The sequence below is a fragment of the Mangrovibacterium diazotrophicum genome, from assembly GCF_003610535.1.
GTDB lineage: Bacteria > Bacteroidota > Bacteroidia > Bacteroidales > Prolixibacteraceae > Mangrovibacterium > Mangrovibacterium diazotrophicum.
This window is the reverse complement of record NZ_RAPN01000001.1, coordinates 639,194-655,403: the sequence shown is the minus strand read 5'-3', so window position 1 is coordinate 655,403 and position 16,210 is coordinate 639,194. Positions and strand designations below refer to the sequence as shown.

10 protein-coding genes are annotated in these 16,210 nt (G+C 46.1%); 5 read left to right on the top strand and 5 right to left on the bottom strand.

The genetic code is table 11. From position 1 onward, the window contains the following. Positions 1-5: 5 nt before the first annotated feature. Entirely contained in the window at positions 6-1,820 is a 1,815-nt protein-coding gene (locus BC643_RS02820; RefSeq protein ID WP_170154433.1) for a RagB/SusD family nutrient uptake outer membrane protein, read from the top strand. Positions 1,821-1,890: 70 nt separating this feature from the next. Here the strand turns inward: BC643_RS02820 and BC643_RS02815 are convergent, their stop codons facing one another. The 5 genes from BC643_RS02815 to BC643_RS02795 are packed head-to-tail and all read right to left on the bottom strand — an operon-like array spanning position 1,891 to position 11,117. Continuing rightward, complete coding sequence (locus tag BC643_RS02815) at positions 1,891-2,796, bottom strand: transglutaminase family protein (RefSeq protein WP_120271650.1); 906 nt, start codon at positions 2,794-2,796, stop codon at positions 1,891-1,893. A 2-nt stretch (positions 2,797-2,798) separates the two neighbouring features. After that, positions 2,799-5,342, bottom strand: coding sequence for a circularly permuted type 2 ATP-grasp protein (locus BC643_RS02810; RefSeq protein ID WP_120271649.1), 2,544 nt, complete (start codon positions 5,340-5,342; stop codon positions 2,799-2,801). A 3-nt stretch (positions 5,343-5,345) separates the two neighbouring features. Next, a complete protein-coding gene (locus BC643_RS02805) occupies positions 5,346-8,681 on the bottom strand; it encodes a transglutaminase family protein (protein ID WP_120271648.1) in 3,336 nt (1,111 codons plus the stop codon). A gap of 21 nt (positions 8,682-8,702) precedes the next feature. Continuing rightward, positions 8,703-9,665, bottom strand: coding sequence for an alpha-E domain-containing protein (locus BC643_RS02800; protein WP_120271647.1), 963 nt, complete (start codon positions 9,663-9,665; stop codon positions 8,703-8,705). A gap of 12 nt (positions 9,666-9,677) precedes the next feature. After that, positions 9,678-11,117 (bottom strand): circularly permuted type 2 ATP-grasp protein, encoded by a 1,440-nt coding sequence (locus BC643_RS02795; protein ID WP_211337957.1) that lies wholly within the window; start codon positions 11,115-11,117, stop codon positions 9,678-9,680. A gap of 433 nt (positions 11,118-11,550) precedes the next feature. Here BC643_RS02795 and BC643_RS02790 point away from each other — a divergent pair, with 433 nt between their 5' ends. The 4 genes from BC643_RS02790 (at position 11,551) to BC643_RS02775 (ending at position 16,207) form a co-directional block, all read left to right on the top strand. Continuing rightward, the gene (locus BC643_RS02790) at positions 11,551-12,321 is read left to right on the top strand and encodes a threonine/serine exporter family protein (RefSeq protein ID WP_120271646.1); all 771 of its coding nucleotides are present in this window, start codon (positions 11,551-11,553) and stop codon (positions 12,319-12,321) included. 4 nt (positions 12,322-12,325) lie between these two features. Then, the gene (locus BC643_RS02785) at positions 12,326-12,817 is read left to right on the top strand and encodes a threonine/serine exporter family protein (RefSeq protein WP_120271645.1); all 492 of its coding nucleotides are present in this window, start codon (positions 12,326-12,328) and stop codon (positions 12,815-12,817) included. Between the two features lie 118 nt (positions 12,818-12,935). Next, positions 12,936-14,465, top strand: a complete 1,530-nt coding sequence (locus BC643_RS02780; RefSeq protein WP_120271644.1) for a glycosyltransferase family 39 protein — start codon at positions 12,936-12,938, stop codon at positions 14,463-14,465. A 347-nt stretch (positions 14,466-14,812) separates the two neighbouring features. Then, positions 14,813-16,207 (top strand): oxygenase MpaB family protein, encoded by a 1,395-nt coding sequence (locus BC643_RS02775; protein ID WP_120271643.1) that lies wholly within the window; start codon positions 14,813-14,815, stop codon positions 16,205-16,207. Positions 16,208-16,210: the final 3 nt, after the last annotated feature.

Genomic DNA, 16,210 nt, shown 5'->3' with positions numbered 1-16,210 from the left:
AAACGATGAAAAAGATATTTAGCATATTAGTCACCGCTATTCTTCTTTCCAGCTGTAGTGGTTTTCTTGATGAGGAAAATAAGGCTGGTATTACAAACGATGAATTATACGCCACCGAAGAAGGCTATCAGACACTGCGGGTAAACGCTTACAGTAGTTTGCGCACAATTTACGAAGATGCTCCCCTTGTGATGCTGGCAGGTACCGATTTGTACCAAATGCCTCGTGGTATGACGAACGACGGAGTTTACGATTATACCACTTTGTATGATACAAACGATGATGTTTCAGATTTTTACGACAACTGCTACACGGTATTGCAGGCAGTAAATACAGCAGAATATTATTTGTCGACAGCCGATATTTCGGATGATGACAAAGACTTGTATCAAGGTGAATATGACTTTTTTAAAGGTTTCTTGCATTTTATTTTGCTGGAAGAATTTGGAGGCATTGTTATTAACGATGAATACACCCAGGCTCCGAGAATGAATATGCCGAGAGCTACCTTGGCAGAATCCTATGAATATATCATCGGCAAACTGGAATCAGCTTTGAATAGCTCTCTGCCACAAACTGAAAACGACGGAGAAATTTGTAAGGACATTGTTAATCACTACCTGGCAAAAGTGTACCTGACCCGTGCCTGGGATTTGGGTAATACCGAAGATTTTGCAACAGCTAAAACTTACGCAAAAGCTGTTTTGGATTCCAGAGGTGATTTGCAATACACAATGGAAGATTTGTGGAGCCCGGATAATGAGAATAACAGCGAAGTGTTGTTCGCCATTCAGTATAGCAGTAAATCAATCGCAACAACGACAAGTGGTAACAACCAGGAAGCCATCTTCGGACCTTATTTAGGTGGTTCCGAGTTGGGACACAAATACATGGTCGGTTCATTGTATCCTTCCTGGTCCCTGCACTCTTGGTATGGTGAGAATGATGCCCGTTACGATGCAACTTTTATGTTGACAATCTGGGAATATTACTACGATTACTATCAGGGAAACAATGTTCCGGGAACAAATTCGATTACGGCAATTTATCCTCGTGCCTGGGATAATGCACAGGAGATGTTCGAAGATTATTTGCTGTTGACAGATGGTGAATCTGACGGCGAATTTGTGGACATCACGATGAATGATGAGAATAAACAGCTGGTTGACGGTGCGTTGGAATTCATTGAAAAATGGTGCCCTGATTACGCCGATGTTGTACCGGTAAATGCAACTGATGACAACGGAAACAACATTTTAAGAATCTATCCATTTATTGAACACTCATCGGATCCGATGGTGAACGAGAAATATTGGAGAACGGCATATAACAACGACTTTGCACAGCCTGGTATTAAAAAGTTCGATTTGGGACAACTGGTGACTTTCAGCACAACTCAGAGTTACCGCGATATCGTATTGGCAAGTTTGTCTGAAACGATGCTATTGTACGCTGAAGCTTGCATTGGACAAGGTAACTATACGGAAGCTGAAACTTACATCAACAAAGTACTGGCCCGTCCGGGTAACGCAAAAGATGGCGGTGTACTTTCAATTAGCCTGCCTACAACCCAAGAAGCTGCATTGGAAGCTTATCTGAAAGAATCAGGTAAAGAGCTGGCTGGTCAATATTGTGGCCGCTGGCCCGAACTGCGTCGCACAGGCATGTTGAAAACCATGTTCTATGGTTACAACTACGACTATCTGACTGGTAACTTAGGATCTGATCCGATTGGTGAGAAATTGTATCGTCCGATTCCCCAGTCAGCGATCGAGATCAACGAAGGTTTGACTTCAGAAGATCAAAATCCGGGATATTAATCCGGAATTTATAGCTGCATAAAAATAGGCTGTCTCATCAGAGACAGCCTATTTTTATGCTTGTAATTTATTATTCTGACACTTCAAATTCTGCTTCCCGAATATCTACCGATACGCTCATCTCGTTGTTGCCATTGCTGTAAATCACTCCTTTGAGCGGTGGCACATCGTAATAGTCGCGTCCCCAGGCAACCACTAGGTGTTGGTTTTCGGGGATCAGGTTGTTGGTCGGATCGAAGTCAACCCAACCAAATCCGGGGATGAAGGTTGAAAACCAGGCATGCGACGCATCGGCGCCAACCAGCTTTTCCTTGCCTTCCGGAGGCAGTGTTTCAATGTAACCGCTCATGTATTTGGCAGGTAGGCCAACAGCCCGCATGCAGGCAATGGCTATTTGAGCGAAATCCTGGCAGACACCTTTCTTTTCAGCAAATACCGTATGCAGCGGCGTGGCCACATCCGAGAATCCGGGAACAAACTGGAAATCGGTGTAAATGCGTGTCATCAGTTCTTTGGTTGCTTCAAAAACCGAGCGATTGAGCTGGAACGACTCAGCTCCGTATGCGCGTATTTCAGATGCTATTTTTCGGATTAAGGGCGATTCCAAAATGTATTGTTTGGCATCCAGACACTCGGGCGTTACTTTTTGCAGGCAATTAATGGTTTGCTGCATGGTTACACCGCGGCAAGCGTCAGATTCATACCTTTCTGTTATTGCTTGAAAATCGCGATCAATGTAGCTCTTCGCAATGACTTTCAGTTCATTGTGCGGTTCCTGGATTGAAAAGCGGGTCAGATTATTCCCGAAAAAGTCTGTTCGCTCGGTTAGTTCAGATGGTGTTGGCTTAATCTGAAGATCGAAGTCGAGCAGTTTCTGCCCGGTCAGATCCCGCGGTCTTAAAGTCGCCAGGTTGTGACAATAGCTGACGAAATTGTCATAACGGTAGCTTGTTTTATGGATAACCTGAAATATCATATTTATTCCGAAAAACTCTGTTGAATTAATTGATTTTGCTGGTAGCTGTGGCTGAAGTAGGTCGTCGTAATTGCTTGAGAGGCTTTAAACAGCAAGTCACTCAACTCAGATAATAAATGATCCAGATTTTCGCGGACGCTGTTGTCTTCTTCGGTTTTGCAAAGGTCCGAACTGTTGGCCAGCCGGAGTTTTGCAAAGCCTTCGAAAACAAATTTCTCGTAATCAGACAGCTCGCGCGAAATTTGAGATTGGGGCAATAATGCCAGGTCCTTGTTGAGCCGGTTAAATCGGTAAGCAACAGATCGTGGATATTTCTGATCCAGGATAATCAGGTCGATCACATTTTCAATTTTAATGTACGACCGGAAACTGTGCCTGTAAATATTTAAACTCTCGTGGCTGTTCAGCAACGATTCCAGCACTTCGTATTCGATATGTTCATCCAGCTTAACAACCAGTAAGCTCCGGCATTTGGAGATGTTCAGCATGCTCAACTCCAGCTGCAGACCGATAAAATAAAGTAACAAGCCCTGTTCAATCAGAATGCTTTCTTCAACCAGCCCCATAAAGGCAATCAGCCGTGTAATCAGCTGATCCAGTACCTGAACGATTTTGCGGTTGTTTACATTACTATCGTTTTGAATAGTTCGCCAAATGGTATTGATGCGTTCGAACACCCGCCACATATCCGATGACCATAAATTCCGAATGGAGTAGTAGGCGTTGAAAAACATCGACATTGTGTGAGCCAAACTACCCGAGCGGTTCGGATCCAGAATGACGGCATAAATCTCGGCAACCGGATCTTCCATCGTTTCTTCTTCGAAAAAACCGGGGAAGGTACATGTGAGGTTCGAAACAGCTTTAAAAAGCGCATCCAGACTTTGATAATTTGGCTTCCGCTCGTTAAAGTTGGTGAAATTCATTTGTTTGACGACCATCCTGAGGAAGCGGGCGGTTGACAAAGCCCGCCCAACGTATCGGCCCGCCCAGAACAGGTTTTCAGCTGTCAAACTGGGCAAATCTTTCAGACCGCTTTCATATGGCTGAACCGTCTTGTGCGTTGTTACGCGAGGCTTTCTTTTTTCTTCTTTCTCATCAACTACCCAAAAGTCTTTACTCAGGCCACCGGTTTGGTTGGTAATAGTTGTGTTTCCAACAATCGGAGCTACTCGAACCAGTCCACCAGGCATGATTTCGTACCCATTGTTGGCATAAACGCCAAAAGCACGAATTGCCATGTTGCGCGGTTCCAGCGTTTGGTTAATGAAGGTAGGAGTGCTCGAAAACCCGATGCGTTCCTGCGCTACAAACCGATAAGGACGGTCAGAAATTTGATGCCGAAGCATCTCCAAATCTTCAGTATTCATTTGGTAGCCAATGAAAACACTATCGCTGTGTGGGCGGTCAATTCGCCGGACAACCAATTCCGACAAATGATCCAGCACATATTGACGTTCGCGCGGTTGGCCGCACCACCAGGATGCAACCTGTGGCAGAATCAGATCTTCGTTTAAAAAGTATTTGGCAATTCCGGGAATAAAAGGGATCAGTCCCGGGTTTTCCAGCACCCTCGAGCCAATTGGGTTGATGATGCTCACATTCTTTTGGCGCACCACTTCCAGCAAACCGGGAACACCCAATTGCGAGTCTTCGCGCAATTCAAGCGGGTCGGCGTATAAATCGTCCACACGGCGAAGAACCACATCGATTTGCTTCAGTCCCTTTAGTGATTTCATCCACAAGTAACCGTCGCGGGCTACCAAATCGTTCCCCTGAACCAGTGGATAGCCAAGGTACGACGCCAGGTATGCGTGCTCAAAGTAGGTTTCATTTAAAGGCCCCGGCGTGAGCACCACGATATTGGGTGCGTCCGTTTTGCGGGGCGACGATTCAACCAGCAAATTGTTAAAGTGCTGAAAGAAACCCGAAAGCTTTTTCACGTTTAACCCCTTTGAAAGTTCGGGAAGAACACGGCCAATGGTTAGCCGGTTTTCGAGGGCGTACCCCATACCGGATGGTGCCTGGGTGCGGTCGCCCCAAATCCACATTTGGCCGTCGGGGCCGCGCGCGATGTCGGCCGCATAAACCAAAAGCTGTTTTTTCGTCAGGTAATCGATCTGATCACATTGCCTGATGAACCCGCGGTGGCTGTAAATAACCTCCTGGGGAACGATTCCATTGCTGATCAATTCGCGTTTCCCGTAGAGGTCTTTTAAGATAAGATTGAAGAGCTCGGCCCGCTGCTGAATTCCTTTTTCAATCACCTGCCACTCTTTGTAATTCATGAGGGTAGGGACCGTATTCAAATTCCACGGGCGGTTCAACCCTTGCGGATCGTTATAAACATTGTAGGTTACACCGTTCTCCGAGAGATACCAGTTCAGGTCGGATTGCCGGGAAGCCATTTCCTGGTAACCGATTTTCTCAATGTTATTGAAAAGAACATCCCAATGCGGTTTCAACTTCGAGTTGCGATCGACGATTTCGTCGTTCGAAGACTGCATCAGGTATTCGTTGAATGGTATGTCTTGAGTCTCGGGCATGCCTTAGTTAATTTTCCAGTTGTGTCGAAGGTCCAATGTGTGCGGGAATTCCAAACTTACAGGAATTTCTTTGTAATTGAACGTTTTAATCACTTTATGTGGCCGTATTTTTCGTCCCGGCGCCAGGTTCAGCGCCTGCGTTTCCGGATCGATAATTTCACCCTGGGTATGGCCAAAATCCCAGAAGCGGTTGATACGGCGCGATTCTGCTTCGTAGCTGTTTACCGGGTAGGTGTCGTACGATCGGCCCCCCGGGTGCGAAACAAAATAGGTACATCCGCCAATGGAGCGTTTGTTCCAGGTATCGACAATATCGAAAACCAGGGGCGTATCCACACCGATCGTCGGGTGAAGTGACGACCACGGCTGCCAAGCCTTGTAACGAATGCCGCAAACGTATTCACCTTTTTTACCGGTGTAGTTCAACGGAACCTTCAATCCGTTACAGGTGAGTACATAGCGCTCATCCACAAAATTGTTCAGTTTAATCTGAACGCGTTCGACCGATGAGTCCACGTAGCGGGAAGTTCCGCGGCCGGTCATTTCTTCGCCCAGTACGTGCCAGGGTTCAATGGCCATGCGCAAATCGATATCAATGCCTTCAATATTCAGCATACCGTAAAGCGGGAAGCGGAATTCGAAGAAGGGGTCGAACCAATCGAGTTTGAACGGATATCCGGCATTATTCAGCTGTTCAACCACATCTTTAATATCTTCTTTCACGTAGTGCTCCATCAGGAAGCGATCGTGCAGATCGGTACCCCAGCGCACCAATTTGTGTTTGTAGGGTTCGCGCCAGAACCAGGCTACAAGTGTCCGAACAAGCAACATTTGCATTAGGCTCATTTGAGCATGCGGCGGCATGTCGAAAGCCCGAAGTTCAAGGATTCCAAGGCGGCCGGAAGATGAATCAGGTGAATATAATTTATCGATACAAAATTCTGCACGGTGTGTGTTTCCGGTAATATCGGTCAGCATGTGGCGGAACAAGCGGTCAGTCAGCCAGTACGGAACTTCCTTTCCCTCCGGAATTTGCTCAAACGCAATTTCCAGTTCGTAGAGGTTTTCGTAACGACCTTCGTCGACACGCGGAGCCTGGCTGGTTGGCCCGATAAAGGCACCGGAGAAAAGGTATGACAAACCCGGGTGATGTTGCCAGAAAGTCAACAGGCTGCGCAGCAAATTCGGGTTTCGCAGCAGCGGACTGTCGGATGGCGTGCTTCCGCCAAGCGTTACGTGGTTACCACCACCGGTTCCGGTATGTTTGCCATCAAGCATAAACTTCTCAGTTCCAAGCCGTGCTTGACGGGCTTCTTCGTACAAGGCCAGGGTATTATCCGATAGTTCTTTCCAATTGTTTGCCGGGTGAATGTTGACTTCAATAACGCCCGGGTCGGGAGTCACTTTCATCTGTTCCATGCGGTTATCGCGTGGCGGCTCGTAGCCTTCTAAAATAATGGGAACTTTGAGTTCTGTCGCTGCTGCTTCCAATGCAGCGGCTAAGTCCAAAAATACTTCAGCACTGTCCAGCGGAGGAAGGAAAATGTACAACTTGTTTTCCCGAACCTCAGCACAAATAGCGGTGCGGATAAAAGGTTGTGGCAGATTTTCAACCGGAGGGCCGGCTTTCTTCCGATTCTGAGTCAGTTCGTGATATTCGCCAAGTGGGCCCACCGGCGAGTACAAATCGGGTTCGAAAATCGGTTCACTGTCCCAACTCGGACTTGCCAAAAGTGAACTTAGCGGAAGTCTCAACCCGACGGGTGATGTACCGGGGGTCAGGAACAAATATTTTTTGCGGAATTCCCACTGGCTGCTGACCCAACGTGTGCGGTAGCGGTTCAGCGGAAGTACAAAGCCAACCGGCGTATTCATGCCGGTTTTCAATATTTCGGACAACCGCTGGCGTTCCAGCGGATCTTTTAAATCACTTTTCAACGGGTCAACATCAACCGGCAGACGGCCTTCTTCCCATAAGAAATAGAAAACGTCTTCGTAGGCCGGAATGATAGTTTCATCAGTCATTCCCAAATATTGGGTGAGGGTTTTCAGGAAAAGCTCCGGTGTACCTGTATCAACCCGGTAATCGCGGGTAAAGGATGCCAGCAGCTCAGGATTCTTCCAAACAGGTAGCCCGTCTTTCCGCCAGAATAACCCAATTTGCCAGCGGGGCAGTGGCTCGCCGGGGTACCATTTGCCTTGCGCATGATGAAGCACACCGCCTTTACCAAATCGCTCGATCAGGCGCTTGGAAAGATCGGAGGCCAGATCACGCTTGTGCGGTCCGTCGGCAGCGGTGTTCCATTGTTCTGACTCCATGTCGTCGATGGAAACGAAAGTTGGTTCGCCACCCATGGTCAGCCGCACATCCTGGTCCTGCAGTTCTTGCTCAACTTCGAAACCAAGGTTATAAATTGCCTGCCATTGTTCTTCCGTATAAGGCTTCGTAACACGCGGCGATTCGAATATCCGGGTTACGGTATTGGAGTGAAAGAATTCGGTTTCGCAAACATCGGTGTAGCCGGTAACAGGGGCTGCACTTTGGTAGTTTGGCGTACAAGCCAGCGGGATGTGCCCTTCGCCCGCGAGCAGCCCGGAAGTGGCGTCGAAGCCAATCCATCCGGCACCGGGAACGTAAGCTTCGGCCCAGGCATGCAGGTCGGTGAAATCTTCTTCAGGACCCGATGGCCCGTCCAGCGATTTTTCGTCGGATTTGAGCTGCACCAAGTAGCCGGAAACAAATCGGGCTCCGATACCCAAATGGCGCATGGCCTGAACCATCACCCAGGCAAAATCGCGGCACGAACCGGATTTTCTCGTGAGTGTTTCTTCGCAGCTTTGAACACCGGGCTCCATGCGGATGGTGTAATTCAGATGCTTGTAAAGCTTCTGATTCAGATCGATCAAAAAGTCGATTGTTTTGCGTTCAGCCCGGTCAACCGTGCCCAGCCATTCGTTCAAAAGGGGGCCACTTTCGTTAATCTCGAGATAAGGCGCTAATTCTTTTTGAAGCGTTTCGTCATATTGAAACGGAAAGTCGACAGCGTACTCTTCCACGAAAAAGTCGAAGGGATTGATGGTCTTTAAATCAGCAATGATTTCGACCTCGATCGACAGTTCTTTTGTCTTTTCCGGAAAAACCAACCGAGCCTGGTAGTTTCCAAACGGATCCTGTTGCCAGTTGAAGAAATTATCTTCAGGCTTGATTTTGATGGAATAAGCCTCGATAGGCGTGCGGCTGTGTGGTGCCGGACGTAACCGAATGACATGCGGAGACAGGTTGATCATCCTGTCATATTTGTACGTTGTTTTATGTGAGATGACAACTTTTAAAGCCATAACCGATTTGTGAGTTGATGATTAGGTTTTTGAAATATTCACGTCTGTTGAGAAAAAGATATCAGCAATCGACTGGGACAGTTTGTTCAATTTGATTTGAATATTGTCGAGGTATTCGTGCATGCCGGTTTTAATAATGTCGTTGATATCCGCGTATTCCAGTTGCGCCGTCAACAAACCGGCCTCTTTTTCAGCCTGGTTGATGAAGCCGTTTGTATTTCCTGAAATCATCTTCAACGATATAATAGCATGTTCCAAACACAACAAAATCGACCGCGGGAATTCTTTGTCCAGAATCAGGAAGTTTGCAATTCCTGATGGTGTCAGTTTCCCGTTTAGTTTGCGGTACATGTCGTAGGCGCTCACTGATTTCAACAAAGCAGCCCATTGGATGATATCTATAGGACTACCAACGTATTCGGGCGAAGGCAGCAACAGATGGTATTTTACATCCAAAATTCGTGATGTTTTGTCGGCTCGTTCCAGCATTTTCCCGATACGGCCGAAGTGCCATCCTTCGGTTCTCGAGATCGTCGCGTCGACGATTCCCCATAAAAGCTGACAGCCCTTTTTGATTTCATCAAAGAATATACGCGGATCCTTTTTCATCCATATTTTCTTTGAAAGACCTTCTTTCACAAAATAATACAGGTGGTTGATCTGCTCCCAAAGTTCCTTGGTGATTTCCGGGCGAATTGAACGGGCATTCTCCCGGGCATTGATAATGCAGTTATAAATTGAATTTGGGTTCTTGGGATCGAACGCCAGAAAATAAATGACCTTTTGCTTGTTCACCGTTTTGTACATCAATTGATACAATTCCCAGTCGCCGGTGGTTACAATCAGAGGCTGCCATTGCTCGGAAACATGCGGAGGCAACTCCAGCGAAAGATTAAAACTCACATCCATAAAACGGGCATAATTTTCAGCCCTTTCGATGTACCGGTTCATCCAGTACATGGCATCTGCAACTCTACTCAGCATTTTTACCTCTTTTTAAATATTATCTACAACCCACGTATCTTTACTTCCACCGCCTTGTGATGAGTTCACCACCAGGGATCCTTTTTTAAGGGCAACCCGGGTTAAGGCTCCCGGAGTCACTTTAATTTCATTCCCGTAAAGAATGTAGGGACGTAAATCAACATGGCGACCTTCAATTCCTTCATCGGTTAGGGTCGGAACCCGCGATAAATTGATTGTCGGTTGAGCGATATAATTTCGGGGATTTTTTTTGATTTTCTTCACAAATTCTTCCTGTTCCTCTTTGGTCGACTTTGGACCAATCAGCATTCCGTAGCCACCCGAGGCATCCGTTTGTTTTACTACCAGGTCGGCAATGTTTTCAATCACATATTTTTGCTCGTCCGGGCGATCGCAGATGTACGTTTTCACGTTAGGAAGAATCATCTCTTCGCCCATATAATATTTAATAATGTCCGGTACATAGGCGTAAACAGCCTTGTCGTCGGCAACACCGGTTCCGGGGGCATTCACTAAAACAACATTTCCCTTCAAATAGGCTCTGAACAAACCGGGTGTTCCCAGCATCGAGTCGGGGCGGAATACTTCGGGATCGATAAAATCGTCGTCCACGCGGCGGTAGATCACATCCACACGTTTAAGCCCTTTGGTGGTAATTTTGTAAACAAAGTCGTCCTGCACCACCAAATCACGCCCTTCTACTAATTCGGCACCCATTTGCTGCGCCAGGTAAGCGTGCTCGAAATAAGCGGAATTGTAAATTCCGGGCGTTAACACCGCAATTGAAGCGGGTGAAACAGGGGAGAGCGATTCCAGCATGTCTCTTAAACTGTGGGTGTAATTGGCAACCGGCCGCACATTCAGTTTTTCAAATACTTCGGGGAAGGTGCGTTTCAGAATTTCCCGGTTTTCCAGCATGTACGAAACGCCCGACGGGCAGCGAAGATTATCTTCCAAAACATAGTAATTACCGTCGCCTCCGCGGATAATATCTGTCCCGGTAATGTGAACCCAAACACCTTTCGGCGGCTTCAACCCAATACATTGCTTCAGGTAAGTTGAACTAGATAGGATTAATTCTTTCGGGATAATCCCGTCCTTCAATATCTTTTGATCGTTGTAAATATCGTCAACAAAAAGATTTAAGGCATAAATTCGTTGTTTCAGCCCCTTTTCCAGGTAGTCCCACTCGGTCCCCGATACAATTCGGGGGATAATGTCCAGGTGCAAAATTCGTTCAATTCCCTGGTTGTCACTGTAAACATTGAATGTCATTCCCAGTGATAGCTGAACCCGGTCGGTGGAATGTTGCAATAAATTGAGCTTTTTAATGCCCATTTTTTGCAACCGGTCAGCAAACATGTGGTAGTGTGGCTTTACTGTCTTGTCCGCATTGAAAGTTTCGTCAAAGAATCCTTCCGTCTCATAACTCTGAATGTTGATTTTTGCCATATTGTGTTTGAGATGTGTTTGCCTAATAACAAATTATTAGGCAATTGGGTTTTTAGTTCTTCATTTTGTTTGTGTCTAAGGCTAAATATAATGAATTTGTACCTCGGAGACCTTGGATTGATGCAAATGTTCAAAAAGAATACTTGTTATTAAGTGATTGTTACGATTACCATGATTCTTAGCTGAACAAAACACTAGTATTGATTACAATTTTACACATGAAATGGCAATATTGTTCGGCTATTGCTGTGTTTTTTTCAGAAAACCTCTCCTAAATTTCAGATTGGCTTTTCGCAGAGTGAGTTGACTTTTAAAATTGATCAGCAACGAATCTTTTTGCGATAAGATAAGTTTAAATCCACTGAATGGACGCTTTGTTTTTAGGGGCTGAGAGTTCAAATTTCCTTTATTTCGCAGATCGATTAAACTAATTATGGAAACTGCCGCGATAAAACGAATTCAGGAATTAAGCAAGATATTACTCGAAGTAGGGGCCATGTTGATGGCGTCGGGCGCAAACTCCGCCCGGATCAGGACGACGATTCTGCGGATTGCCGAGGCTTACGGTTACAATGCCGAATTGTTGATTACCCACCGGGCCTTAATGCTTACCGTATTTGATGAGGAGATTGATTATTTCCACAGTAGCCTAAAACGGACTTCACCGCATGGTGCCAATTTTAAGGTGGTTAGTGGAATCAGCCGAATGAGCTGGAGGATCGTTGAGGAGAAATGGACATACGAACAAGTATGGACAGAACTCAACAGGCTGCGCTCGTTGCCACACTATCCACGCCTGGTGATTTTAGCAACAGTTGCCTTGGCCGGTGCTTCTTTTTGCCGTTTGTTCGGTGGTGGCCCTGTCGAAATGCTGGCGTGTTTTATCGCCACATTTGCCGGTTTGTTTGTGCGGCAGGAGGCCGTAAAAAAAGGATTCAACGCTTATTTGTGTATCTTTTTTGCAGCCTTTACTTCATGCCTGATTGCCGGCGCTTCGGTTAAATTTCACATTGGCGTGAATCCCGAACATGCTTTTGCAACTTCTGTCTTGTACCTCATTCCGGGTATTCCGCTTATCAACTCACTTTCCGATTTGCTCGATGGGAACATCATGAATGGATTGGTGAGGGGAATGAACGGGCTGATGATCGCATTTTCGATTGCCTTAGGTATGTTGTGCACAATTCTAATCTATAATCTGTAAGCGAATGGAATGGTTACTGTTTTTTGAGAAATGGATTTGGCTGGGTCTTGCAGCAGTGGGATTTGCCGTGTTGTTCAACGTTCCTGTTCGCACGCTGTGGGTGATCTTTACGCTCGGAGCACTTGGTGGAAGCTTAAAATTTCTGACTATAAAGCTTGGTGGCGGCATCATTTTAGGATCGTTTTTCGGAGCCATGCTCGTCGGATTTCTGAGTATTTACGCCGCTCACTTCCGACATGCGCCACCGTTCGTTTTTGCCATTCCTTCCGTAATCCCGATGGTTCCCGGGGCTTTTGCCTACCGGATGATGCTCGGAATTATCCGCCTTACCGGAGATGTTGATCCCAAAACGTTTATGGATTTGATGGATAGCACAGTTGACAACGGTTTGAAAGCTTTGTTTGTATTGATGGGGCTTTCGCTGGGGGTGTCGGCTCCGATGTTGCTAACTCGCCGCGAATCGGCCAAGCAAATTAAGATTCCGCTGAAAAAATAAGCAGACAGATACGAAGCGAACTTTCACTGTGCTCTTTCGAGCCTGAACTTGGTGATTCTGATTAATCAAAAGAATCCTTAATTTTGGTTTACCTGTTAACCTCAAAGTTAGATTGCCAATGATTAAATCGGTTTCCAAAGAATGGGTATTGATCGGACTGATTGCTTTTTTCAAGCTTGCCCTGCATCTCCTCACCTTTGCAAACTATGAACTGCATCGGGATGCGCTGCTCTATTTTTCATTGGGACAAGATCTGGAGTGGGGCTATGCTTCGGTTCCTCCCGGTATCGGGTTGATTGCCGCTTTAACTACGACTGTTTTCGGAAGTACAACCTTCGCGTTACGAGTGGTCCCCGCGCTTATTGGATCCTTCTCAGTTATCCTGATTGGTAAGATTGTGCTTGAATTGAAAGGCGGGACGCGTGCTATTTTGATTGCCTGCCTGGCATTTGTGCTGTCACCTGCTTTTTTGCGTTCAAACGCCTTGTTTCAACCCGTATCGTTTAACCAGTTTTTCTGGTTGTTGTCGGGGCTGTTGATCATCCGTTTGGTTCGAAGCGAAAATCCGCGCTACTGGTTGCTGATCTTCTTTGCGTGGGCACTGGCATTTCTGGTTAAATATTCCATCGCTTTTTTCATCGTTGCCAGCTTGTTGGCACTGGTGCTTAGTGAGAACCGACGCCTTCTGTTTTCGGGTTATTTTTTCATCGGTGGCTTTCTGGCAATTCTCTTAATCTCACCAAACCTGTATTGGCAATACCAGCACAATTGGCCGCTTGTTCACCATATGAGCGAACTGCAACGAACCCAGTTCGTGAATGTTTCGGTTACAGGATTTCTGATTGATCAGTTGCTGATGAACCTGCCTGGCGTTTTTATTTGGGTGATCGGGTTCGGTGTTTTCCTGTTGATCAGGAAGGAAAAGAAATATCGTTTTTTGGCTTTCACCTTTCTGCTGATCGTCATAATGCTCTTACTGCTCCACGGGAAGGCCTATTACACGCTTGGCTTTTATTCTATTTTGTTCGCGCTCGGTGGTGTGGCTCTCGAAAGATACTTCAAACCGGGTTGGCAGCTTTTCTGTCTCGCTTTTGCACTCGTGATTTTATTACCGCTCTTACCTTTTAGTTTGCCGATGCTAGGAATGGAGCGAATGGCGGCTTATTCAAAACCGACGGCTGAATTTACAAACCGCTGGGAGGATGGGAACGTTTATGCCTTGCCTCAGGATTATGCCGATATGACCGGTTGGAAGGAGTTGGGTGAATTGGTTGGCAAAAGTTGGGCGGCGCTACCTGATTCAGTGAAAACGAACACATTCATTTTTGCCCAAAACTACGGGCAAGCGGGGGCTGTTAACTTTTATGGGGCGAAGTATGGTTGCCCGCGCCCCATCTGTTTTAATGATGAGTTTTTGCTTTGGGCGCCCGATAGTGTCGGATCAAAATCGCTGTTGTACATCGACCAGGATCGGGGAGACATCGGCTTTCTTTATCAAAATATTCAATTGTTGGGTGAAGTGCAAAATCCCTATTTCCGTGAAAACGGCTTAAAACTCTACTTCTGCACTGATCCGGTTCCCGAGTTTCCTTCATTTTATGCTGAAAAAGTGAACAGGCTGAGAGCTGTTTACACCAGATCAAAGTAGTTCTTTCGGATTTTTGGTCGCAATTTCGACACCGGGTTCTCTGCAATACATGTTGTCTCGATACTATTGGATGAGGGCTAGTCTGTTAATTTTCATAGAGATAATTCAAATTTTATTTGCTAGCCTATTGAACTCAATTGAGGAATTTCGTATCTTAATCTCTATAGATATTACTGTGTAACACTTTTAATGCATTCGGTAATTAATCAGGTATTATTTTATGAGTCGTCCTGTGTGGTGAAAAGATTGGTGAAACCCGCATGAAGCGTGGGATTCGGTGACCGAATTGGTGAAAGTTCAAGATTGACAGGTCGTCTCTTTTTTGCATAAAACTAAACTCCGAAATAATGAAAAAGAACGATTCGAGGTACGAGTGGAAGGGAATAGACCTGGAACAACTACGCCATGAGATGGACGACCCCGCCGATGCGGCAGTTTTAGCAGTTTACAAAGATTCCTCTGATTTTACGGTGCTGGGGGACATTTTAAAGAAAATGGCCACCAATGATGGTTTTTCATCGTCGAAACTGCCGGATGAGATGCAACATTTCCTGGCAAAGGAAATCGATTATCCCTTCACGGAAGGTGACATTTCTTTATTTCAACAAACGCACGAGATTTGGAAGAAAAAGGGGATGTATTTCGTTTTCATCCTGTTTTTTAGAGCCCTGCCTTACACTTACATGGCTGAAAAGCCTGCCAATGTTTTACGCATTACCAAATTGCTGAGAGATCATACCGAACGCCGGGTATTCGAGACAGCCCAGTTTGTTTTCGATGTGATGGACGAAGAGTGGTGGATGCCCCAAAAACGAGGACTTCTCACCGCTCTGAAAATTCGCATCATGCACGCAGCGATGCGGCATATTATTCTGAAATCGGATATGATGGGTGAGGAATGGGACGCAAAATGGGGAATGCCGATCAGCCAGGAAGATTTGATTGCGACAAACCAGGTTTTCTCGCTGGAGTTCTTTAAAGGAATGGAAATGCTCGGCGAGCCGCTGACTGCTGATGAACAGCGTGCCTGGTTCCACACCTGGAAAACCATTGGTCGAATCATGGGGGTCAAAGAAGAACTGATCGCCGGAAATGTGGAAGAGGCCTGGAGCCTTCAGCATGCGGTTTACGCACATCTGTTTAAGGACAAAACTGAGGCTGGGATTCCGTTAGCAGAAGCTTTGGTCGAAACACTGGTACATTTTCACCTCTCCCATAAATTAACCTTGCTGATGATGCGCAAAATGCTTGCCGATGAGCAGTTCCCGGATTGCTTTCATCGCATGTTGGGCCCGTCTTTCGAAACAAAATACCCCGAGCTGTTTGAAGTGCACACCGATGAAGAAAAAAAGGAAGAGCACGAGGATCAACTGGACGACCACCTGCACGACGAACTGCACAACTATCATGAAGTTATCAAAAAGAAGAAATCTCAATACGAGACAGCGAAACCAAAAACCAGTTGGTTTGAGCGAATTGTTTTGCTGATTGCTTCGTTTTTAGGACGCGATATCAAACAGGATCAGATGATTGATTTGCATATTAAGGGTTTACACCTTGCCATTCATGTGCCGGGAACAGAACTTCCGATCGAGGAACTGGAGGAGGATGCGATTGATGATGCCATGAAATCTGTTGGAGGAATCATGATCGCGATACTGAATAAACACTTTCGGAAAGATAAAGAATCGGGCTTCCGGATTCCAAAGAATTTGTTGGACGATTGGGCATTGAAAGGTTAACCT

Bases quoted from the DNA above. Each gene is read 5' to 3' on its own strand.
- BC643_RS02820 (WP_170154433.1), top strand. From the start codon at position 6: ATGAAAAAGATATTTAGCATATTAGTCACCGCTATTCTTCTTTCCAGC.
- BC643_RS02815 (WP_120271650.1), bottom strand. From the start codon at position 2,796: ATGATATTTCAGGTTATCCATAAAACAAGCTACCGTTATGACAATTTC.
- BC643_RS02810 (WP_120271649.1), bottom strand. From the start codon at position 5,342: ATGCCCGAGACTCAAGACATACCATTCAACGAATACCTGATGCAGTCT.
- BC643_RS02805 (WP_120271648.1), bottom strand. From the start codon at position 8,681: ATGGCTTTAAAAGTTGTCATCTCACATAAAACAACGTACAAATATGAC.
- BC643_RS02800 (WP_120271647.1), bottom strand. From the start codon at position 9,665: ATGCTGAGTAGAGTTGCAGATGCCATGTACTGGATGAACCGGTACATC.
- BC643_RS02795 (WP_211337957.1), bottom strand. From the start codon at position 11,117: ATGGCAAAAATCAACATTCAGAGTTATGAGACGGAAGGATTCTTTGAC.
- BC643_RS02790 (WP_120271646.1), top strand. From the start codon at position 11,551: ATGGAAACTGCCGCGATAAAACGAATTCAGGAATTAAGCAAGATATTA.
- BC643_RS02785 (WP_120271645.1), top strand. From the start codon at position 12,326: ATGGAATGGTTACTGTTTTTTGAGAAATGGATTTGGCTGGGTCTTGCA.
- BC643_RS02780 (WP_120271644.1), top strand. From the start codon at position 12,936: ATGATTAAATCGGTTTCCAAAGAATGGGTATTGATCGGACTGATTGCT.
- BC643_RS02775 (WP_120271643.1), top strand. From the start codon at position 14,813: ATGAAAAAGAACGATTCGAGGTACGAGTGGAAGGGAATAGACCTGGAA.